Origin of the sequence: Curtobacterium sp. NPDC088465 (genome assembly GCF_044753165.1) — a bacterium.
Lineage (GTDB): Bacteria > Actinomycetota > Actinomycetes > Actinomycetales > Microbacteriaceae > Curtobacterium.
Genome location: NZ_JBIVMR010000007.1, coordinates 1 through 20826 on the forward strand (window position 1 = coordinate 1; position 20826 = coordinate 20826).

19 protein-coding genes are annotated in these 20826 nt (G+C 73.8%); 11 read left to right on the forward strand and 8 right to left on the reverse strand.

Annotated features, from left to right (window positions below; translation table 11 throughout):
• Nucleotides 1–306: 306 nt before the first annotated feature.
• The 7 genes from ACIP6W_RS15955 to ACIP6W_RS15985 all read left to right on the forward strand — a co-directional run bounded on the left by ACIP6W_RS15955 (nucleotide 307) and on the right by ACIP6W_RS15985 (nucleotide 6330).
• Nucleotides 307–987: an acyl-CoA dehydrogenase gene (locus ACIP6W_RS15955; RefSeq protein WP_209685865.1), complete on the forward strand. Its 681-nt coding sequence runs from the start codon at nucleotides 307–309 to the stop codon at nucleotides 985–987.
• A 32-nt stretch (nucleotides 988–1019) separates the two neighbouring features.
• A complete protein-coding gene (locus tag ACIP6W_RS15960; RefSeq protein ID WP_200884110.1) occupies nucleotides 1020–1571 on the forward strand; it encodes a signal peptidase I in 552 nt (183 codons plus the stop codon).
• Nucleotides 1568–2293, forward strand: coding sequence for a hypothetical protein (locus tag ACIP6W_RS15965; RefSeq protein WP_066656170.1), 726 nt, complete (start codon nucleotides 1568–1570; stop codon nucleotides 2291–2293). Before ACIP6W_RS15960 ends, ACIP6W_RS15965 begins: the two co-directional genes overlap by 4 nt.
• On the forward strand, nucleotides 2290–4206 hold the full coding sequence (locus ACIP6W_RS15970; RefSeq protein ID WP_400430420.1) for a choice-of-anchor G family protein: 1917 nt from the start codon (nucleotides 2290–2292) through the stop codon (nucleotides 4204–4206). Before ACIP6W_RS15965 ends, ACIP6W_RS15970 begins: the two co-directional genes overlap by 4 nt.
• Nucleotides 4207–4326: 120 nt before the next feature.
• Nucleotides 4327–4836 carry a hypothetical protein gene (locus ACIP6W_RS15975; RefSeq protein ID WP_400430422.1) on the forward strand — a complete coding sequence of 170 codons (510 nt, stop codon included), beginning with the start codon at nucleotides 4327–4329 and terminating at the stop codon, nucleotides 4834–4836.
• A gap of 67 nt (nucleotides 4837–4903) precedes the next feature.
• A complete protein-coding gene (locus ACIP6W_RS15980; RefSeq protein ID WP_400430424.1) occupies nucleotides 4904–5464 on the forward strand; it encodes an RNA polymerase sigma factor in 561 nt (186 codons plus the stop codon).
• Entirely contained in the window at nucleotides 5461–6330 is an 870-nt protein-coding gene (locus ACIP6W_RS15985; protein ID WP_209685858.1) for a hypothetical protein, read from the forward strand. The genes ACIP6W_RS15980 and ACIP6W_RS15985 overlap by 4 nt, the downstream gene beginning before the upstream one ends.
• A 145-nt stretch (nucleotides 6331–6475) precedes the next feature.
• On the opposite strand, the gene ACIP6W_RS15990 is transcribed toward ACIP6W_RS15985, so the two are convergent.
• From ACIP6W_RS15990 to ACIP6W_RS16015, 6 genes are all read right to left on the reverse strand, one after another.
• Nucleotides 6476–8740 (reverse strand): FdhF/YdeP family oxidoreductase, encoded by a 2265-nt coding sequence (locus tag ACIP6W_RS15990; RefSeq protein ID WP_066658674.1) that lies wholly within the window; start codon nucleotides 8738–8740, stop codon nucleotides 6476–6478.
• Nucleotides 8741–8778: 38 nt separating this feature from the next.
• Nucleotides 8779–9645 (reverse strand): formate dehydrogenase accessory sulfurtransferase FdhD, encoded by an 867-nt coding sequence (gene fdhD, locus ACIP6W_RS15995; RefSeq protein ID WP_066656158.1) that lies wholly within the window; start codon nucleotides 9643–9645, stop codon nucleotides 8779–8781.
• Nucleotides 9646–9751: 106 nt separating this feature from the next.
• Nucleotides 9752–10948 carry a molybdopterin molybdotransferase MoeA gene (locus tag ACIP6W_RS16000; protein ID WP_066656155.1) on the reverse strand — a complete coding sequence of 399 codons (1197 nt, stop codon included), beginning with the start codon at nucleotides 10946–10948 and terminating at the stop codon, nucleotides 9752–9754.
• A complete protein-coding gene (locus tag ACIP6W_RS16005; protein ID WP_400430427.1) occupies nucleotides 10945–11277 on the reverse strand; it encodes a DUF6457 domain-containing protein in 333 nt (110 codons plus the stop codon). Before ACIP6W_RS16005 ends, ACIP6W_RS16000 begins: the two co-directional genes overlap by 4 nt.
• Before the next feature lie 4 nt (nucleotides 11278–11281).
• Nucleotides 11282–11890, reverse strand: coding sequence for a molybdenum cofactor guanylyltransferase (locus tag ACIP6W_RS16010; protein ID WP_066656149.1), 609 nt, complete (start codon nucleotides 11888–11890; stop codon nucleotides 11282–11284).
• Between the two features lie 28 nt (nucleotides 11891–11918).
• Nucleotides 11919–13970 carry a glycosyltransferase family 39 protein gene (locus tag ACIP6W_RS16015; RefSeq protein ID WP_400430429.1) on the reverse strand — a complete coding sequence of 684 codons (2052 nt, stop codon included), beginning with the start codon at nucleotides 13968–13970 and terminating at the stop codon, nucleotides 11919–11921.
• A 203-nt stretch (nucleotides 13971–14173) separates the two neighbouring features.
• On the opposite strand from ACIP6W_RS16015, the gene ACIP6W_RS16020 reads away from it, so the two are divergent.
• Entirely contained in the window at nucleotides 14174–15430 is a 1257-nt protein-coding gene (locus ACIP6W_RS16020; protein ID WP_400430431.1) for an endo-1,4-beta-xylanase, read from the forward strand.
• A gap of 116 nt (nucleotides 15431–15546) precedes the next feature.
• On the opposite strand, the gene ACIP6W_RS16025 is transcribed toward ACIP6W_RS16020, so the two are convergent.
• Complete coding sequence (locus ACIP6W_RS16025) at nucleotides 15547–15852, reverse strand: putative quinol monooxygenase (RefSeq protein WP_066656138.1); 306 nt, start codon at nucleotides 15850–15852, stop codon at nucleotides 15547–15549.
• 302 nt (nucleotides 15853–16154) lie between these two features.
• On the opposite strand from ACIP6W_RS16025, the gene ACIP6W_RS16030 reads away from it, so the two are divergent.
• From ACIP6W_RS16030 to ACIP6W_RS16040, 3 genes are read left to right on the forward strand one after another with little or no spacing between them, the layout of a single operon-like run.
• The gene (locus ACIP6W_RS16030; RefSeq protein ID WP_066656135.1) at nucleotides 16155–17522 is read left to right on the forward strand and encodes an MFS transporter; all 1368 of its coding nucleotides are present in this window, start codon (nucleotides 16155–16157) and stop codon (nucleotides 17520–17522) included.
• Nucleotides 17519–18361: a sugar phosphate isomerase/epimerase family protein gene (locus ACIP6W_RS16035; RefSeq protein ID WP_400338487.1), complete on the forward strand. Its 843-nt coding sequence runs from the start codon at nucleotides 17519–17521 to the stop codon at nucleotides 18359–18361. The genes ACIP6W_RS16030 and ACIP6W_RS16035 overlap by 4 nt, the downstream gene beginning before the upstream one ends.
• Nucleotides 18358–19515, forward strand: coding sequence for a Gfo/Idh/MocA family protein (locus tag ACIP6W_RS16040; protein ID WP_209685846.1), 1158 nt, complete (start codon nucleotides 18358–18360; stop codon nucleotides 19513–19515). Before ACIP6W_RS16035 ends, ACIP6W_RS16040 begins: the two co-directional genes overlap by 4 nt.
• 56 nt (nucleotides 19516–19571) lie before the next feature.
• On the opposite strand, the gene ACIP6W_RS16045 is transcribed toward ACIP6W_RS16040, so the two are convergent.
• Complete coding sequence (locus ACIP6W_RS16045; RefSeq protein ID WP_209685844.1) at nucleotides 19572–20825, reverse strand: glycosyltransferase; 1254 nt, start codon at nucleotides 20823–20825, stop codon at nucleotides 19572–19574.
• Nucleotide 20826: the final 1 nt, after the last annotated feature.

Here is a 20826-nt window from a genome sequence, read left to right on the forward strand (position 1 = left end):
GCGGCCGCGGCGGGCGGGGAGCGCGGCGGGGTGGGGGGGGCGGGCCCGGGGGAGGTGGCCGCCCGGGGCCCGGGGGGGGGGGGGGGGGGGGCCCCGGGGGGGGGGGGGGGGGGGGGGGGCCCGGGGGCCCCCCCGCCTCCCGTCCGTAGTCTCCGGAGCAATCCTCGCGGTTGGCTTGTCTTCCGGCCGGAGGTCCGGCAGCATGTCCCCAGAAGAGCGGACAGCCGCCGACGGGGGACCTCACCAGCTCCCGCCGTGTCGGACCGGCCCACCACCGGCGTCCGCGTGCACGGATCAGGAGCAACGATGTCAGGACAGTCCAGCGCGCCCGCTTCGCGGCGCACCAGGGCCGCGGCGCTCGTCGCCGGCGGCGCCCTCGTCGTCGGCGGGGTCGGGTACACGCTCGCGTCGTGGACGGACACCGAGTGGGTGTTCGGCGGGAACGGGACCGGAGGGCCGGGGATCGGGACCTCCACCTTCGAGGTGGAGCAGAACGTCACCGCGGCGCTCGACTCCGGGTGGACGCAGGCCGAGGAGAACCCCGGCCAGGAGATGACCTTCGGCCTCGACGGCATCGCGCTCTCGCCGGGCGACGCGACGTACGCCGGTGTCCGACTCCGGACGGTGGCGGGCTCGATCGCGGGCGACGTGCGGATGGCGGCGGCGGAGACCGCGACCGGGGTGACGACCTCCGACCCCGGCGAGCTGCTCTGGCAAGCCCTGCAGGTCCGCGTCGCGACGACGGCCGACGGCGTCCCGTGCGGTGCGACGGCCTTCACCACCGGCACCGTCATCGCCGACGGGCCCCTTGCGTCGACCGGAGCCGCCGCGAGCCAGGCGCTCGCGGCGGACGCCGGTTCGGAGCAGGCGTACTGCTTCGAGGTGTCGCTCCCGACCACGCCGTCGCTGCCCGCCGGGGTCGCGCTCGACGCACTGCAGGGACGGACCGCGGCGCCGGCATGGATGTTCGCAGCCACCTCGAGGTGACCGGGGTCGTTCCGGTGCAGGACAGCGCGGCAGTGGTTTCGACCGCCGCTGCACGCCGTCGCGGCGTGCTGCACCGCCTGCGAGCCGTCGTCGTCGCCGTGGCGGGGGTCGTCGGTGTCCTCTGCGTCGCGTGGTGGGTCGTCGCCACGACGACGGGGCTGTCGCTCGTGGTCGTGACCACCGGGTCGATGAGCCCGACGATCCCCGCCGGGGCGGTCGTCGTGTCCGAGCGGATCGCAGCGGCTGACGTGCGACCGGGGCAGGTCGTCACGGTCCCGCGACCGGGATCCGAGCTGCCGGTGACCCACCGCGTGGTCGCCGTCGATCGGGTGCCGGGTGACCCGGAGGCGAGGTCGCTGACGATGCGGGGCGACGCGAACGACACGATCGACCGTGATCCCTCGGTCGTCCGCGAGGCCCGGCTCACCGTCGCCAGCGCCCCCGGGCTCGGGCACGTGCTGCAGTGGTCCTCGACCCCCGTTGCCCGCGGGCTGGCGGTGGCGACGGTCGGCCTGCTCGTCGTGTGGTCGTTCTGGCCAGCACGACGGACCGCTCGGGACGACGACACCGGAGCGCGAGCATGAGTCGTACGGCGGGCGCTCGTGCGGGAGTCACCGCGGCCGGAGCGGTCATCTGCGCCGTCCTCGGGCTCGCCAGCGGCGGTGCGGCCGTCGCAGCGGGGTGGCACGTCGTTCCCGAGACCGGAGTACCGGGCGGTCTCGTGCTCGAGGCATCGCCGTACCCGCTGCGCGCACCCGAGCTGCAGCCCGGTCGACCGGTCCACTGGCAGGTGCGCACCAGTGTCGACCGACCAGGGCTGATCGCGACGGAGGTGCAACTCCGTCGGGACGGAGCGCTCGCCGAGCACCCGGACGGCCTCCGGGTCGCCGTGTCGGCGTGCGAGCGGCCCTGGCGAGGACTCGATGCCGTGCCGGTCTGCGACGGCGGGCAGCGGGTCCTGTCGGTCGGTCCGGGAGAGCCCGACACCCTCCGTGTGCCGGTCTCCGATCCCGACGGCGACGGTGCGACCTGGCTGCTCGTCGAGCTCGCCGTCGCCGACACCGCGGGAGCCTCGGCCGACGACGGGCTCATGGGACTCCGAGCGACCGTGGGGCTCGGGGTGACCGCGAGCGCGGACGACGCGGTCGCGGGGCCACCGGTGTCGCCGACGGCGTCGTCCACCTCGCTGGCCTCCACCGGTGCGGCCTTCGTGGCGCCGCTGTTCGTCGCGGCGGCGCTCGTGCTCGCCGGGGTGGTGGTCCGGGTGTGGCGGACAGCGGCGTCGAGCGACGGGTGCGCCCGGTGATCCCGCGCACGAGCCCCCGCCAGCGACCGCGCCACCGTGCCCGTCACCGCCCGGCGGTGCTCGGCATGCTGCGCCGTGGTCGTGGCGCCGTGCTGGTCGGGATCGTGGCGGTGGTCGGGGCGACCGCAGCGGTGACGGTCCCCGGACCCGCCCCGTCGACCGCGACGTGGCAGGACTCGGAGTGGGTGCACGGTGACGGTGCTCTGGGGACCTCGTCGTTCTCGTGCGGCGAGGACGTCGGCTACACGGCGAACTCCTCGAGCCGGTTCCTCGCCGGGAGCGTGGCGGGGCAGGACCTCGGGGCGGTCGCGGACCTGCGCGGGCTCGACGTGACGAAGACCGGCACGCAGGGCGTCTCGGTCAGCCCGGCGACCGCGCCCGAGATCACCCGCACGGAGACCACCGCCGCGTACGGCAACCCCCTCGACGTCGGCGTCCTGGGCAGTGTCGCCGGACTCGACCTGACCGGCCTCGGCACCGGACTGCCCGGAGGATCGGCCGGAGCGGTCAACCAGGTCGCGACGTCCGTCGCCACGGGCAGGTCGGTCGCCGCTTCCGGCCTGGTCAGTGACTCCGGGGGCGTGCTCGTCACCGACACCACGCCGACCGAGGCGCTGCCCGAGCCGGCGACGCTCGACCTCGGGCAGGCCCTGGCAGGGGTCGTCGACCTGCGGAACGTCTCGGACGTCGGGCTCGAGGTCGGGGCCGTGGGATCCTCGGCGCATCTCGACGGCTGCGACCTGCTCGAGGACGAGGTGTGGGGGACCGCGGGTCCCACCGCGGCCGGTGCAGGTGCTGACGCGCCCACCGTCCGACCTGCGTTGCTCGCGGCGACGGGGACCACGACGGCTCCCGTTGCGGCTGCCGCTGCCGACGGGTCGCGGCGGGTGACGCGCGACTACGGGATCGCCGGGCTCGACCTGCGGATCGACAGTCCGCTCGTCTCGTCGCTCACGAGCTCGGTGGACAGCACGGTGCGGACGCTCGACGGCGCGGTGGCCCAGCTCGCCGGTCCGGGCGGGCTGCTCGCGAACGCCGTCAGGGCCGAGATCGGCGCGGAGTTGCTCGGCGGCACGCTCCGCGTCGGGACCGTGCGCGGCAGCGTGACCCTGCAGGGAGCCGACCTCGGGACCGCGATCGCCCCGATCACCCGGGAGCCGCTGACCGACGGCGTCGTCACGGTCGACCTCGCGTCCGGCAGCGTCCACGTCGACCTCGCACGGCTCGTCGGTGGTCGGTCCTCGGGGTTGAACGGCCTGCCCCCGAACACCGAGATCGTCCTCGACGCCGGTCTCGTGGACCAGCTCACGGCCAGGGTCGCGGCGATGCTGGACGCCTGGACGCAACGCATCGCGGCGGTCCTGACCTCGACGCTCGAGGCGTTGCGCCTGCAGGTCGCGCTCGACGTCCAGCTGCTCGGCCTGCTCGGGACACCGGTCGTCGAACTGGACATCCACACGGACAGCGGGCTCGGGACCGCCGCCGGCGGGAGCGGGACCGTGACCGTCGGGTCGAAGCTGCTCGGGCTCGACCTCGGACTGGGCGGTCTCGTCAGCCTGCTCGTCAGCGGCCTCACGGAGGACCTCCCGGGAGTCGTCCAGGGTGTGGCGAGGGGACTCCTGGCCCAGGTCACCACCGCGGGCAGCACCCTGGCAGCGGCGACGGGGCCGCTCGTGGCCGCGGTCACACCGGTGCTCCGGGCGCTCCCCGCGCTGCTGTCGGTGCAGGTCAACGTGCAGCGCGACCTCCCCGGTTCCCGTGACGGTCGGTACGCGAGGACGGGCGCGTACTCGGTGACGGCGATCCGCATCGGTGTCCTCGGACCGGGCGGAGGCACACCCCTCGCCCGGGTCGACCTGGCGTCGTCGACGGTCGGGCCGAACCTGGTCGACCTCGGTACCCCGCGGTCCTGAGGGCCTCCGCCGCCGCGCTGACACGGAGCGGGTCGTCTCCTAGGGCTGCCGTCGGCGTCTCGACTCCGCTACCGTCGCGGTACGCGGGCGACGAGTCCGTGAGCGACCGGAGGGGGCACCGTGACGACGGACGACCGCGCGCAGGGCAGCGACCGACCGCTGCGACGACCGACGGTGGTCACCGCGGCCCTGGCGATCTGGGCGGTCGTGCTGCTGGTACGGGTCACCACGGTCTCGGTGGCAGCGGTGCAGCTGGCGCAGGACGAGTCCGGTGGTCCGCTCATCGCGGTGATCGGTGGGGTGCTCGGCATCGGGATCTGCGCGTTGCTCGCCTGGGCGACCCTGCTCGTGTGGCGTGGTTCCGGCACCGCGCGGGTGTGGCTCGGGGTGCTGGGTGCCTTCGCCCTGGTGAACGTCGTGATCGCCGTGGCCGTCGGGAGCGCGGACTGGCCCACGCTCGAGCCGGTCGCTGTCGTCGCCGCTGCCGTGCTGCTGTACCTGCCGTCGGCACGCCCGTGGTTCCCTCGCTGGGAGCGACGCCCGCGTGCGCAGGAACCGAGGACCATCGGCTGGGACCCGCAGACCGGGGAGCGGATCACGGAGCCGCGCGAGGCCGCCGACCAGCGCTGAACACGCCGCGCCCGCGCGCGACACGCCGAGCCGGGAACCGATCGCGTCGGTGCGGACACCACCTGACATGAACCAGATCACGGGGGACGGGGCCGACTGGGCCCTGAGCCTCGCGGGGGACGGGCAGGCCTTCGGCAGGATCTTCGACCGGCACGCCGCGAGGCTCCGGCGACATGCCGTCGGCCTCGTCCCGGCAGCAGCACCGGCCGACGCGGACGACGTCGTCGCGATGACCTTCCTCGAGGCCTGGCGGCGCCGTGACCACGTCCGTTTCGTCGACGACTCGCTCCTGCCGTGGCTCCTCGTCACGGCGACGAACACCGCGCACAACGTCACCCGGTCGGCGCACCGGCACCGGGCGTTCCTCGGCCGGTTCCCGGCGCCCGAGCCGGCACCCGACCCCGCGGAGCAGTTCGGCGACGGCGGTGCGGTCGCGGCCATGGGGCGGCTGTCGCTCGACGACCAGCGCGTCCTGACCCTCTGCGTGCTCGAGGGACTCAGCGAGCGCGAGGCGTCGGCGGTGCTCGGCGTCGCCCCCGGGACCGTCAAGTCCCGACTCCACCGGGCGAAGGCCCGGCTCCACAAGCGGTACACAGCCACAGCGGAACCCCTCGGAGGCGCACTGTGAACGACGACTTCTCCCCCCGCCTGACCGCCATGCGCGACGCGCTCGTCGCGGAGGTCGACCGCACCGGTGCTCCGGGGACCGCCCGGGCCCGTCGCCGACGCCCGACGCGTGCCACCGTGCTCGCCGTCCTCGCCGCGTTCGTGGTCGGCGGCGGGCTGACCGGCGGCCTCACCGCAGCGGCGCTGCCGGGCGCAGACCCCGACGCCGCGGTCGAGACCGGGCTGGCGATCTCCGCCCGGTACCAGGTCGAGGAGGGCGACCACGCGCGCGTGCTCGGGGACCCGGTCTTCCTCGTGGCGCACGGGGACCGGACGACGACGGTCGTCGATCCGCCCCGCGGTGCGGACGCACTCACCGTCGCGTGGACCTGCCTCGATGCCGGGAGCTTCCGCGTCGAGGTCGACGGCACCCCGGTCGGCGGCGAGTCCTGCACACCCGCACGCGACGGCCGTGATCCGGTCACGGTGGACTTCCTGCCGGTCGACGACGGGGCGGTGCGGGTGACGGTCGCGGCCTCGGGATCGGCACGGTGGGCGCTGTGGACGTCGTGGACGCAGCGGGCGACGATCGCGGGACCGTCGCCGCAGCAGGACGCCGAGACCGACGACGGGGTCGTCACGTTGCAGGAGTACACGACGGCGTTCAACCGGCTGCAGGCGTGCATGGCCCAGGCCGGCCACCCGATGGCCGTCGTCCCGCTCACGTACGCCGCGGACGGCCTGTCGAGCTCGACACCGGGCGGCGACGGGCCCTGGTACCGGTACGGCATCGCGTCGGAGAGCATCGAGGTCTACGACACCCAGTGCTACCCGCGCGAGTTCGAGGCCGTCGACACGATCTGGCAGGGCGAGCACCCGGAGCCCTGACCCGGCACCGCGGCGGACGGGAGGCACGGTGCCGGCTGGCACCGTGCCTCCCGTCCGTCAGCGGTGCGCGTTCCGCGACGTCGCGGCTGTCGAACGACAGCGGTCTCGTCGCAGGACGCGTGTCACGCGCCGCCGCCCGCGTGCCTCACACGCCCGCGGGCACCGCCACCCGTGTCAACCGCACCGGCACCGCCTTCGACACCGGCGTGTTGCTGCCCTTCGCCGCGCTGTCGAGCGGCACGAGCACGTTCGCCTCGGGGAAGTACGCCGCCGCACACCCGCGAGCACTCGGGTACGCGACGACCCGGTAGTCGCGCAGCACGCGCTCGACGTCGTCGTCCCACACCGTCGCGACGTCCACCCGGTCGCCGTCCTGCAGCCCGAGCTCGACCAGGTCGTCCGGGTTCACGAAGACGACGTGGCGGCCCTTCTTGATGCCGCGGTACCGGTCGTTCAGGCTGTAGATCGTCGTGTTGTACTGGTCGTGCGACCGCAGCGTCTGCAGCAGCAGGGTGCCCTCGGGGCGCTCCACGTGCTCGAGCTCGTTCACGGTGATCATCGCCTTGCCGGTCTTCGTGGCGAAGGTCCGGGAGTCGCGGGGACCGTTCGGCAGGACGAAGCCCTCCTTGCTCGCGGCGCGGCGGGAGTAGTCGTCGAAGCCGGGGACGACGTGGCTGATGTGGTCGCGGATCACGTCGTAGTCGTCCCGCATGCCCTGCCAGTCGACGGCCACGCGGTCACCGAGGGTGGCCTTCGCGAGCTCGCAGACGATCGCGACCTCGGACAGCAGCCCGGGGGCGACCGGCGGGACCTGCCCGTGGCTGCCGTGCACGGAGCACACGGTGTCCTCGACCGAGACGAACTGCGGGCCCGCGGCCTGCACGTCGATCTCGGTGCGGCCCATCGTCGGCAGGATCAGGGCTTCCTCGCCCACGACGGCGTGCGACCGGTTCAGCTTCGTCGACACCTGCACCGTCATCTCGGTGCCGCGGAACGCCGCCTCGGCGAGCTGGCTGTCGGAGATCGCGGCGACGAGGTTGCCGCCCATCCCCATCCAGAACTTGATCTCGCCGCGCTGCATGGCCGTGATGCCCTTCAGGGCGTCGACCCCGTGCTCGCGGGGCGGCTCGAAGTGGAACTCCTCCGCCAGGGCGTCGAGGAAGCTGTCCGGCATCTGCTCCCAGATGCCCATCGTCCGGTCGCCCTGCACGTTGCTGTGCCCGCGGATCGGCGAGGCGCCGGCGCCGGGTCGGCCGATGTTCCCGCGGAGGAGCAGGAGGTTGATGATCTCCTTGATCGTGTCGACGGCCTTGGTGTGCTGCGTGATGCCCATAGCCCAGGTGATGATCGTCCGCTCGGAGCGCATGTAGCGCTCGGCGAGCTCGTCGATCTCCTCGGTGGTCAGGCCGGTGGCGCGGAGGACCTCGTCGTCGTCGATCCGCAGGACGTGCTCGACGAACGCCTCGTACCCGCTGGTGTGCTCGGCGATGAAGGCGTGGTCGACGACCGTGCCGGGGGCGGCGAGCTCGGCCTGCACGACGCGCTTCGCGAGCGCCTGCAGCAGGGCCATGTCGCCGCCGAGCCGGATCTGCACGAACTGGTCGGCGATCTCGGTCCCGCGGCCGACGATGCCCCGGACCTTCTGCGGGTTCTTGTAGCGCCTCAGGCTCGACTCGGGGAGCGGGTTGACGGCGACGATCTCGGCGCCGTTCTCCTTGGCGTCCTCGAGCGCGGTGAGCATCCGGGGGTGGTTCGTGCCGGGGTTCTGGCCCATCACGATGATGAGCTCGGTCTCCTCGAAGTCGTCGTAGGCGATGGTCGACTTGCCGATGCCGACGACCTCCGCCATCGCGAGGCTCGTCGACTCGTGGCACATGTTCGAGCAGTCGGGCAGGTTGTTCGTGCCGAAGGCGCGCACGAACAGCTGGTAGACGAAGGCCGCCTCGTTCGAGGTGCGCCCGGAGGTGTAGAACGACGCCTGGTCGGGGGAGTCGAGCCCGTTCAGCTTGTCCGCGATGATCCCGAACGCCCGCTCCCAGCTGACCGGCTCGTAGTGGTCCTTCCCCGCGGGCTTCCACACGGGTTCGGTGATGCGGCCCTGCTGTCCGAGCCAGTACTCGGTCTTGTCGGCGAGGTCGTGGACCGAGTGCTCGGACCAGAACGTGCGCGGCACGAGCAGCGGGGTGGCCTCCCACACGACCGCCTTGGCGCCGTTCTCGCAGAACTCGGCGGTCTTGCGCTTGTCCGGGTCCGGCCAGGCGCAGCTCATGCAGTCGAACCCGCCCTTCTGGTTCAGGTTCAGCATGAGCTTGGCGGTGCGGGCCACGCCCAGCTGCTCGATCGCCGGGGCCATCGAGTGCAGGACGCCGGGGACGCCTGCGGCCCACTCCTTCGGTTCGCCGACCGTCATCTCGGCGTCGGTCACGTCGTCCTTCGGGGGCTGTTCGGTCACGGTGCGCTCACGGTCTCTCGAGGGGCTGGTGCTGGTTCGGTGATGCGTTCGGGGCGGCTGTAGACGACCATGCTCTGGCCGCGCAGGAAGCCGACGATCGTGATGCCGACCTCCTTCGCCAGGTCGACCGCGAGCGACGACGGCGCGGACACGGCGGCGAGCACCGGGATCCCGGCCATCGAGGCCTTCTGCGTCAGCTCGAAGCTCGCCCGGCCGGAGACCATGAGGACCGTACCCCGCAGGGGCAGCCGTCCTTCCTTCACGGCCCACCCGACGACCTTGTCGACGGCGTTGTGCCGACCGACGTCCTCGCGGAGCACGAGCATCCGCCCGCTGGCGCCGTCGAACAGCGCTGCGGCGTGCAGGCCGCCGGTCTTCTCGAACACGTCCTGGGCCTCGCGCAGCCGGTCGGGGAACGTCGCGAGGAGCGCCGGGTCGAGCACGAGGTCGTCGTGCAGGACGCTGTGCTGCGAGGTCGTCCGCACGGCGTCGATGCTGGCCTTGCCGCACAGGCCGCACGAGCTCGTCGTGTAGAACGCGCGCTCCAGGCTCGGGTCCGGCGCGGGGACGCCGAGTGCGAGCGTCACGTCGAGCACGTTGTAGGTGTTGAGCCCCTCGTCCGTCGCCCCGGCGCAGTACCGGGCGGCGGCGAAGTCGTCACCCCGGGCGATCACGCCCTCGGACACCAGGAACCCCGCGGCGAGGTCGACGTCGTTGCCGGGCGTCCGCATGGTGATCGCGAGCGAGTTCCCGCCGACGCGGATCTCGAGCGGCTCCTCGACGGCCAGCAGGTCGTCGCGCACCGACCGGGACGTCGCGACGGTGATGCGGGTGACGCGCTTCCGCGCCGTGATCCGGCTCATGCTCCGGGTCTACCACCCGTGCCCGGCACCCGCCAGGGCGGTGCGGTTCCCGCACGCCGTCCTGTGGCGGTCCTCAGGCCTGCCGTCGGACCGTCCGGCGCGCCCGTCAGCACCACGGCAGCCGGACGGGAGGCACGTCCTCGCCCGCCACGCCGCCCCCGGCCGGGACGACCAGCAGTCCGTCCGCGTCGGCCAGGCCCCGCAGCATCGCCGAGGTCTGGTGCGACGCCGGGACGGCACCCTCGGGCGTCGCGCGGTACGCGAGCACCAGCGCGCCCGGCCGGTCGTTGGGCACGTCGACCGCGAGCCGCACCCGTCCCACCGGCTCGAGCGGCCGCCCGAGCAGTCCGGCGACGAGCGGTCCACCGAGCAGCACGAGGCCGACCATCGCGGCCATCGGGTTGCCGGGCAGGCACAGGAACACCGTCGGGCCCCGGCGGGCCAGCAGCATCGGTCGACCCGGACGCACGTCGACCCGGTCGACGAGCAGCTCGGCCCCGATCCGGGCGAGCGCACCGCGGACGTGGTCGGTCGACGAACCGGCCGTGCCGCCCGTGCTCACGACGAGGCGCTCGCGAGCGGCGTCGAGCACGCGGGCGGTGGTGTCGGCGTCGTCCGGCACGCGGTCCGCGGCGACGGGGTCGGCACCGAAGGTCCCGAGCACCGCGGGCAGGGTGTGCGAGAAGACGTCGCGGACCTGTCCGGGTCGTGGGACCCCGGCGCCGACGACCTCGTCGCCGAGCACCGCGACCCGGGCGGTCGGGACCGGCGCGACGCGCACGTCGTCGACCCCCGAGGCGGCTGCCAACGCTGCACGCGGAGGCGTGAGCACCGTGCCGCCGGTGAACAGCACCTGGTCCCGGGTGACCTCCTCGCCCGCCGGCCGGACGTGTCGTCGGGTGGACGGCGTGTGGCGGACCAACCGGCCGTCGTCGTCGACGGTGGCGTCCTCGGACCGCACCACGGCCGCCGTGCCGGGCGGGACGGGTGCCCCGGTCGTGATCGGTCGGGCGTGCCCGGTCGTCAGCGGCGCGTCGGAGGGGACCGCTCCGGCGACGATCGGCGCGCCGAGCACCCACGGCCCCGGTCCCGCGACGGCCCACCCGTCCATGGCTGCGCCGTCGTGCCCGGGGACGTCGCCGCGGGCGGCGAGGTCGCCGGCGAGCGTCCGGCCGAGCGCCGACGCCAGGTCGAGCCGGACGGATCCGGCTCCCGGGTCGGCGGCGGTGTCGGCGGCGAGGCGGACGCCCTGCCGGTGTGCCTCGTGCCGGGCGTCTGACCAGGACGGCAGGACCAGCGTCACCGGGCGTCGGACCCGGTGGTGCCGTCGGTCCGGCCCGTGTGCTCGGGTCCGTCCGGGCCGTCGGTCGTGTCCGGGGTGTCCCCGTGCGCGAGCGCGAGCCGTGTCGCGGTCGCTGCGGCGTCGGCCAGGTCCGCCTCCGACCCGCCGCGGAGCCCCGCGGCGTACCCGACCAGGAAGGTGGTCAGCGGGGCAGCCGGACGGGCCACGCCGTGCGCGGCGTCACGGGCGAGGTCGAGCACGACGTCGCGGTCGAGCGCAGAGCCCTCGGGGAGGCCGAGCGCCTCGGCGAGCTCGGCGGTCCAGGCGGCGAGGACGTCGTCAGTGGTCATGCGGTCAGTCAAGCAGCCGGGCGTCCGCCGTGGCCCGCGTGGCGTCCTCCGGTTCGTCCACGTCCGCACAGAGTGCGGCGGGCAGCCGGACCTCGACGAGCCGGAGGCCGTCGGTCAGCCGTCGCACCGCCGCGCCGGTCGGGTCGCCGAGCGCCCGGACCGCGGCGCGCAGCGCGTCCGAGCGGTACAGCGCGAGCAGGTGCTGGCGACGCCCGTCCTCGTCGACCGCGACGACGCCGTCCGCGTCGTCGGGCGCCGCGCCGGCGGCGTCGAGCAGCAGCGCGGCCGCAGGCTCCGGACGCACGAGGTCGCACGCGAGCACGAGCGTCCACGGCGCGGGGTCGGCCACGGCGGCGAGTCCGGCGGCGATCGCGGCGACCGGCCCGCCGAGGGGCGGGTCCTCGCGCGTGTGCACGACCCCGGCGGGTGCACCCCGTCCCGCCCGCAGCCCGACGAGCACGGTCCGACGAGCGCCGGCGGCCGCGGCGACGGCGTGGTCGGACAGTGCGACGCCGTCGGCGACGAGGGCGGTCTTGTCGATCCCACACATGCGCGTCGCTCGGCCGCCGGCCAGCAGGACGGCGTCGTGGTGCGGTGCGGTCGGGGAGGTCATGCCTGCACCGTAGCCGGACGGCCCGGGGTCAGGAGCAGCGCTCGAGCGCGAAGGACTGGAGTGCGTCCCACTGCGACGGTCCCTGGCCCAACGCGGGGCCCCACCGGTGCAGGACGCGGCACCCGAGCGCGGTCGTGGCCTGGCGCACCGGGTCCGCGGCGCGTCCGTCCCGTGCGACGAGGAACAGCCGTTCCCGACCGGAGTGCACCATCGACTCGATCTGCGCCGCGGAGAACACGGCGACCTGACCGGAGAACCCGCCGTCGGTCAGGACCTCCTTCCCGGTGGCACCGATCACGTCCGACGCGACCCGCCACGAGTCGGTGAGGAACAGCGGGGCGCCGTCCTGCCCGCCACCTGCGCGCTCGGCGTCCCGCACCAGTTCGGCGTCCGCCGTGGGCAGGCCCTGCCCAGCGCCCCACGGGTCCGGTGCCGAGACGGTGAAGGGAGCGTCCTCGGTCGCCTGCCCGACGCGGCGGGGACCGCCTCGGCCCGGCGCCGACGCCCGCTGCGACCGCGCAGCGTCCCACGTCGCAGCGTCCTGTCGCACCCCGACCGACGCGTCGCCCCGGTCACCGTCGCGAGCGGCGTCGAGCGCCTGCAGGGAGAAGCACGCGGGCCCGAGCACGACCGCGGCGACGAGCAGGGCCCCCGCGGTCCGGCGCCCCGCCCCGCCCGGCGCTCGTCCGGTCGCCGCCGACCCGGACCGACGGCTCCGGACGGCGAGCACGACGAGGGCGGCGGCGGTCGTGCCGACGGCGACGGTCGCGAGCAGTGCCGGCTCTGCCGAGGTGCGTGCGAGCCAGGTCCACCAGGCGCCCTGCAGGACGAGCAGCCCGGCGGGGACGAGCCGCAGTCGGCGGTCCGGCGCGTCCGCGAGCCGGGCGGCTCCCCACCAGCCGAGGGCGGCGAGGGCGGCGAGCTGCACGCCGATGCCCGCGACGTAGGCGGTGTGCGGCAGGTGCATGACGGACAGGACCACCACCGCGGTCGCCAGCCAGACGACCAGCGTGCACAGCGTGGCGGAGGGGACCCGGGCCTCCCGGACGGTGCGTCGCGGCCACCAGCGGAACGCGCCGAGCACGATCCCGGCGAGCGCAGCGGGCCACGACCACCCGACCTGCGAGGCGTAGCGGGGGGAGAACAGCTGCAGGAGCGGGTGTCCGGCCGCGTGGCTGACCGCGAGCGACCACCGGTCCGCGGCCGCGTCACTCGCGGTCCGCAGCGCACTGACGGCGCCCGGCCAGGCGCCCGGCAGGAACCGGTCGACCCCGTTGTAGCCGAAGACCATCGCGAAGACGCTGTCGTCGGTGGAGCCGTCGACGAACGGGTGGTCGGCCGTCGGGAGCAGGGCGACGACGACCGACCAGCCGAGGCTCGCGACCAGCGTTGCCGACACCAGGGCGGCGAGGTGACCGGCGGCCCGACGCCAGCGCGGACCCGGACCGGCGGTCGCGACGAGGGTGCCGACCACCAGTGCCGGCAGGACCAGCCACGCCTGCAGCATCTTGGCCTGGAACCCGATGCCGACGAACAGCCCCGCGAGCAGCAGCGGCCACCAGGTGCGGGTCAGGGCGGCGCGTTGCCACCACACGAGGGCGACGGCGAGCGCAGCGGTGAGCAGGCCGTCCTCCATCGGGTGGCCGAACATCGACACGAAGATCGGGGTCGCGGCGGTCAGCGCGGCCGCGACCAGACCGGCGCGGGCCCCGAGCCAGCGGAGCACGACCACCGACACCGCCAGCGTGGTGACGGCGCCCTCGACGACCTGCGGCAGGCCCATCGCGGCCGCGGACATGCCGAAGAGGTGCACGCTGATCGCCTGGGGGACCGCGAAGCCGGCGAGCTTGTCGAGCGTGACGGTCGCATCCGGGTCGAAGGAGCCCGAGAGGAAGGCCGGCAGGGACTCGGACATGGACCGGACGGCGCTCGCGTAGAAGGACAGGTCGCCGCCGCGGCCGAGGTTCCAGCTCGTGAGCACCGCGCCGAGCACCACCACCAGGGTGAGGGTGGTCTGCTCCCACCGGCTCTGGTGCCACCACCGGGCCGGGCGTCCCGCGGCCGCGTCGATCGTCGTCATGCGGTGACTGTCCCGCCGCAGTCGATGGAGCAGCCGTGGGGAGCCGCCCGGGGGCAACGGATCCGTTCAGCCAGGCCCCCAGGGAACCGCGGTCTCCGGACGACGGTGGGGTCGGGGCTGTCGCGTCCGCCGAGCACCGGCTATGTTCGGCAGCACAACAAAACCGGACGACGGTGGCGACGCGGCCGCCGGAGGAGCAGCCCATGGTCGAGCACGGAGTCCAGCACGAGTCGGTCGCGCACCGCACCGGCGAGACGGTCCTGACGGTCGTCGACCACCACGGCGCACCGCTGCCGGACGTCGAGGTCGCCGTCGAGCAGACCCGGCACGCCTTCGGGTTCGGCAACATCGGGTTCGACTTCGTGGAGCTGGCGAACGACGAGGTCGACGGTGCCGGACGGGAGCGCCTCGAACGCCTCGCCGACCTGTACGCCGACGTCTTCACGACCGCGACGCTGCCGTTCTACTGGGGTCGCTTCGAGCCGGAGCGCGGGCGCCCGGACACCGCTCGGCTCCGGCGCACCGCGGAGTGGTTCCGCGACCGGGGGATCGCGCTCAAGGGGCACCCGCTCGTCTGGCACACCGTGCAGCCTGACTGGCTCCTCGGGCTGCCCCTCGACGAGGTCGAGCAGCTGCAGCGGGAGCGCATCCGCCGCGAGGTCGGCGACCTCGCCGGGCTGGTCGACACCTGGGACGCGATCAACGAGGTCGTCATCATGCCCGTGTTCGACAACGGCGACAACGCCATCACCCCGCTCGCCCGGGCGAAGGGCCGCATCCCGACGATCCGGATGGCGTTCGAGGAGGCCCGCGCCGCGAACCCGCACGCGACCCTGCTGCTCAACGACTTCGACCTGTCGAGCGCGTACGAGTGCCTGATCGAGGGCGTGCTCGAGGCCGGCGTGCAGATCGACGCCATCGGGCTGCAGACCCACATGCACCAGGGGTACTGGGGTGAGGAGACGATGCTCGCGATGGTCGACCGCTTCGCCCGGTACGGCCTGCCGCTGCACCTGACCGAGACCTCGCTCGTGTCGGGTGACCTCATGCCCGCGGACATCGTGGACCTGAACGACCACGTGGTGGACTCGTGGCCCTCGACGCCCGAGGGTGAGGCCCGACAGGCGGACGAGGTCGAGCGGCACCACCGGAGCCTGGTCGGGCACCCCGCGGTCGAGGCGGTCACCTCCTGGGGCATCACCGACGCGGGCGCCTGGCTCGGCGCGCCGATCGGGCTGGTCCGCGAGGACGGGACGCCGAAGCCGTCGTACGAGGCACTCCGTCGCCTGGTGAAGGACGAGTGGTGGACCGGGCCGACGGTGCTCCGCACGGACGAGCGCGGGCAGGTGCGGGTGCGCGGGTTCCGGGGGGAGTACCGGGCCGAGGTGCGGGGCGCGTCGGTAGCGGTCACCGTCGGGCGCGAGCCGGCCGAGCAGCGGGTGGTCGCGTCCGCGACGTGACCAGCGGCGGACAGGAGGCGCGGTGCGGGTCCGTCCCGTGCCTCCCGTCCGGTGTCGCCCCCGGTCCCGCGCCGCGCGGTGCGGTGCCGTCGGGACCGCGGCGCGGCCCTGCGTGCTCAGCCCAGGTCGAGCGTCCGTCCGAACGTCCGCGTGACGGGCGGCGCGGCGACGATCGCGGCGAGGGCCCTCGGGGCACCCTCGTCGGTCGCGCGCCAGGCGACGTAGGCGTCGTGGTCGGCGGGCGTCGTCCACCGCTCGAGCACGACGAGGTGCAGCGGGTCGGAGTCGTCGACCAGGACCTCGAGCGACTCGTTGCCGGCGAAGGTCGCCGTCTGGGCGAGGGTCTCGCGGATCGCGGAGTCGATCGTGTCCTGCGCGACGTCGTCTCGCAGCTGGACCTCGAGGAGGACCGTCTGGGTCATGTGCGTGCCTTTCGTCAGGTGCTCGTTCTCGGCACCCTTCCGTCGGGTGCCGAGTGCGCCAACGTCCGGGTGACCCGTGGTGTTCCGCGGACCGACGGAGAAGTGCAGAACGCAACGTCGGCGACTGCTCGCAGCGGCAGGGCGTTGCGGGGAACCGCCGGGGTTGCGCGTTGCGGGCTCGACGCCGACACATGTCGGAAAGAAAGCTTCCGGAGGAAGGTTTTCGGTGTTACTGTCCTGATCACCTAGCAGCACTAGGTATTCGAGAGGGCACGCCGCCCCCGATGGCTCGAGGAGGAGTCGTGTCGACACCGACGTCGAAGGAAGAACCGCAGTCCGGTCTCGCCGGTACCGCGAACCCGCCGGTCACCGCGGCCGCGGGAGCCACGAGCACCGACCCCGCAGCCGCATCGCGTGCGTTCTCGGTCGAGGGCCTCACGCAGAACGTCAGCACCGTCCGGGTCGGCCCGAAGTACCTCTGGGCACTCAGCCTTGCCCAGTTCGGCCTCTTCGCCGCCCTGCTCACCCCGGTGTTCGTGGGCATGGCGATCAAGGCGACGGTGCTGAACCCGGACAGCCCCGAGACGATCGTCGGGTCGGTCCTGCCGTTCGGTGCCCTCGGCGCCCTGCTCGCCAACCCGCTGGCGGGGGCACTCTCCGACCGCACCCGCACGCGCTGGGGTCGCCGTCGGCCCTGGATGGTCGGTGGCGTCGTCGTCTTCGTCGTCGCGCTGGCCTGGCTCGCGTTCGCGCCGGACGTCCTGCAGCTCACCATCGCGTGGGTGCTCGCCCAGGTCGCCGCGAACGCCGTCCTCGCCACCCTGACCGCGAGCTTCGCGGACAACGTGCCCGAGTTCCAGCGCGGCAAGGCGTCGAGCGTCATCGCCCTCGCGCAGAACATCGCGATCCTCGCCGGCCTCTACCTCGCCGTGTACCTGGTCGGGAACCTGCCGGTCCTCTTCATCGCGCCGGGCATCCTGGCGATCGTCGTGATCCTCGTCTACGCGGTCGTGGCCCGCGACGAGCTCCCGGCCACGACCAAGCCCTTCAGCTGGGTCACCCTGATCGCGTCGTTCTGGACGAACCCGATCAAGCACCCCGACTTCGGGCTCGCCTGGTGGGGCCGCTTCCTCATCACCTTCGGCACGTTCATGTTCACGACGTACCGCGTGCTGTACATGCAGGAGCAGATCGGGATCGAGGACCTGGCCGAGGCCACCGCCACCGTCGCGTTCGGTGTGCTCCTGTACACGGTCGCCCTGCTCGTCAGCGCCGCGGTCTCGGGCTGGGTGTCCGACCGCGTCCGACGCCGCAAGGTCTTCGTCTGGGGTTCCACCGCCCTCACCGCGGTCGGCCTGGTGATCCTCGCGCACGTCGACAGCGTCGGCGGGTTCTACTTCGCGGAGATCGTGCTCGGGTTCGCCTTCGGCATCTACGCAGCGATCGACACCGCGCTCGTCGTCGACGTGCTGCCCGACCCCGAGCGTCCGGGCAAGGACCTCGGTGTCATCAACATCGCCAACGCCCTGCCGCAGTCGCTCGCCCCGGCGGTCGGCCTGTTCCTGCTGGGCCTCGGCGGCGGCCAGAACTACACGCTCATGCTCTGGGGTGCCGGCGTCGCCGTGCTCCTCGGTGCGCTCGTCATCCTCCCGATCAAGAAGGTCCGGTGACCACCGTGGCACCCCGCATCTCCCTCCAGCTCTACACGGTCGACAAGGCGCTGGCGCCCGACCTCGACGGCGGCGTCGCCCGCCTGGCCGGAATCGGGTTCGACACCGTCGAGGCGTTCGCCTTCGTCGGCCGCGCAGCCGAGCTCCGGACGGCGTTCGACGCGCACGGCATCAGCGCCCGCACCGGCCACGCCTTCCTGGTCGAGGAGTCGATCCCGCTGCCGGACGGCACGGTGATGACCGCCCCGTCGCACGCCGAGACGTTCGCCGAGGCGTCGGCGCTCGGCATCGAGATCGTCATCGACCCGTTCGTCGGTCCCGGCCACTGGACGACCCGCGAGGGCGTCGAGCGGGTCGCCGCCCGGCTGAACGCCGCCGCCGAGGAAGCCGCCGTCCACGGCCTGCGCGTCGGCTACCACAACCACGACCACGAGCTCCGGCCGCGCATCGACGGGAAGCCCGCGCTCCAGGTGCTCGCCGAACTGCTCGACCCGCGCGTCGTGCTCGAGCTCGACCTGTACTGGGCGTCCGCCGCGGGCATCGACCTCGTGCCCTTCGTCGAGGAGCTCGGCGACCGCATCGTCGCCGTGCACGTCAAGGACGGCCCGATGCGCGAGGGGATCTCCACCGCGCAGGTGCCGACCGACCAGACCCCGGCCGGCCAGGGCGACGTCCGGCTGGCCGAGGCGCTCGCCGCAGCACCGGCGCTCGAGTACGCCGTCATCGAGTTCGACGGCTTCGACGGGGAGATCTTCGACGGGGTCGAGCAGTCGTACCGCTGGCTGCAGGCCGCGCTCGCCGGGTCGGACGAGACCGCCACCACGGGGGTGTCCGCATGACCCGCACCGGCCGCGTCGGCGTCGGCTTCATCGGCGCCGGGATGATCAGCGAGCAGTACCTGACGAACCTCACGACCTTCCCGGACGTCGAGGTGGTCCGGATCGGCGACATCGACACCGAGCGCGCCGCGGCGTCGGCGGCGAAGTGGGGCATCCCCGCGTCGGGCACCGGCGACGAGGTCCTCACCGACCCCGACGTCGAGATCGTCGTGAACCTCACCCTGCCCGCCACGCACGTCGAGGTCTCCACGGCGGCACTCCGCGCCGGCAAGCACGTCTGGAGCGAGAAGCCGATCGGCGTCGACCGCGAGAGCGCCGCCGGACTCGTGGCGCTCGCCGACGAGCTCGGCCTGCGTCTCGGCATCGCACCGGACACCGTCCTCGGCACCGGGTGGCAGACCGCGAAGCGCGCGATCGAGGCCGGCGCGATCGGCACCCCCCTCACCGCCGTCACGAGCTTCCAGTGGCAGGGACCGGACGTGTTCCACCCGAACGCGTCCTTCCTCTACGCGAAGGGTGCCGGACCGCTGTTCGACATGGGCCCGTACTACTTCACGGCGCTCGTGCACCTGCTCGGCCCGGTCGCGTCCGTCGTGGCGACGGGGTCCCGGTCGCGCGAGACCCGGCAGCTGGTGGTCGGTCCGAACGCCGGGCAGGAGTTCCCGGTCGAGGTCCCGACGCACCTCTCGGTGCTCACGTCCTTCGAGCAGGGCGGGAACGCGCAGTCGCTGCTGTCGTTCGACACCCCGCTGTTCCGGCACGGCGTCTTCGAGGTGAACGGCACCGAGGGCACGATCGTGCTCCCGGACCCGAACACCTTCGGTGGCGGACACCCGATCCGCATCGCACGACCGCTCGGCACGGACGTGTCGTTCCCGATCGAGCAGGCGTGGGAGACCCTCTCCGACGAGGAACCGACGGTCGGCCGCGGCCTCGGCGTGCTCGACATGGCACGGGCGATCCGCGGGGGCGGTGCGCACATCGCGACCGGCGAGGTCGGTTACCACGTGCTCGACACCATGGTCGCGGTCGAGGAGTCCGTCGCGCGCCGCGCGTTCGTCGAGGTCGCGTCGACGGTGGCGCCGATCGCGTCGCTGCCCGAGGACTTCGACCCGCTCGCCGCGACCCTCGAGGGTGCGTCCGCCACGGTCTGAGCGAACACACGACGGTCTGGAGGCTCGGCGCCGGTCGGCACCGAGCCTCCAGACCGTCACGTGGTGCGGGACGGCCGCAGGACGCTCGCGTAGACCGCCACCAGCTCGTCGACGCGCTGCTCGACGCGGCCGCGGGCCGCGACCAGCGCGGCGCTCGCCCGCACGAGCTGCTCCGGCTCGTCGTGGAGCCGTCGGACGACCGACGCGATCCCCGCGGCGTCCGGTGTGGGCGTCGTGAAGCCACCGCCCTCGGGGACGACCTCGGCGAGGTCCGGGTCGCAGTGCACGACGGGCAGGCCGGTGGCGACGGACTCGAGCATCACCATCGGCTGGTTGTCGAAGTCGGAGGAGCTCGACACGAGCACGTGTGCACGGCGCATGGCGGCGAGGACCTCGTCGTGCGGGGTCGACCCGTGCAGCCGGACCGGGGTGCCGGCCGCGGCCCGGGCGACCGCAGCACGCGCGACGCCGTCGCCGAGCACGTCGACCACGGTGCCGGGTGGGAAGGAGCGGGCAGCCTCGACCAGGACCTCCGGACGCTTCTCGGGCGACAGGCGCCCCACCCAGAGCACCCGGAGCGGCTCGTCTGCGGTCCTGGTCCGGACGGTCGCCGGTCCGATCGCGTCGAGGACCGCGGGCTCGATGCCGTTCGAGACGACCGACACCGGGGTCCGGACGCCCCGGTCGACGAGCTTGTCGGCGAAGTGCCGCGACGGGACCACGACGTGGTCGCTCGCCCGGGACTGCGCGAGCATGACCCGCCACATCCGCCGCGCCGTCCGGGTCCGGGTGTACGGGGTGTCGGCCGCGACACGGACGCCCCGGCGGGGGACCTGCGTCGCGTGCAGGAAGGCGAGCAGCGCGGTCGTGACGGCGGGCACGGGCAGGACGTTCCGCGTGTAGACGTCGATGCGGCCGTGCATCGTGTGCACCACCGGGATGCCGAGGTCCTGCGCGGCCCGGATCCCGCCGAGCGCCGCGAACATCTCGGAGTGGGTGTGCACGACGTCGACCCGGCGTGCGGCGAACTCGCGGCGGAGCAGGGCGCGGAGGCGACGCGGGGACCACGCGAAGGGGTAGCCGTCGGGGCGGAACACGGGGGAGACGGGCAGACCGACGACGGCCGGCACGGTGGCGGTGCCGGGTGCCTGCGCCGTGCCCGCCGAGTGCGCGGGGCCCGCCGGGTCGTCGGGACAGAAGACCGTGACGTCGTGTCCCGCTGCCGTGAGGGCCTCGGCCAGGGAGCGCACCGCCGTCTGGACGCCCCCGAGCGTCGGCAGGTAGTAGTCGGTGACCAGCGCGATCCGCACG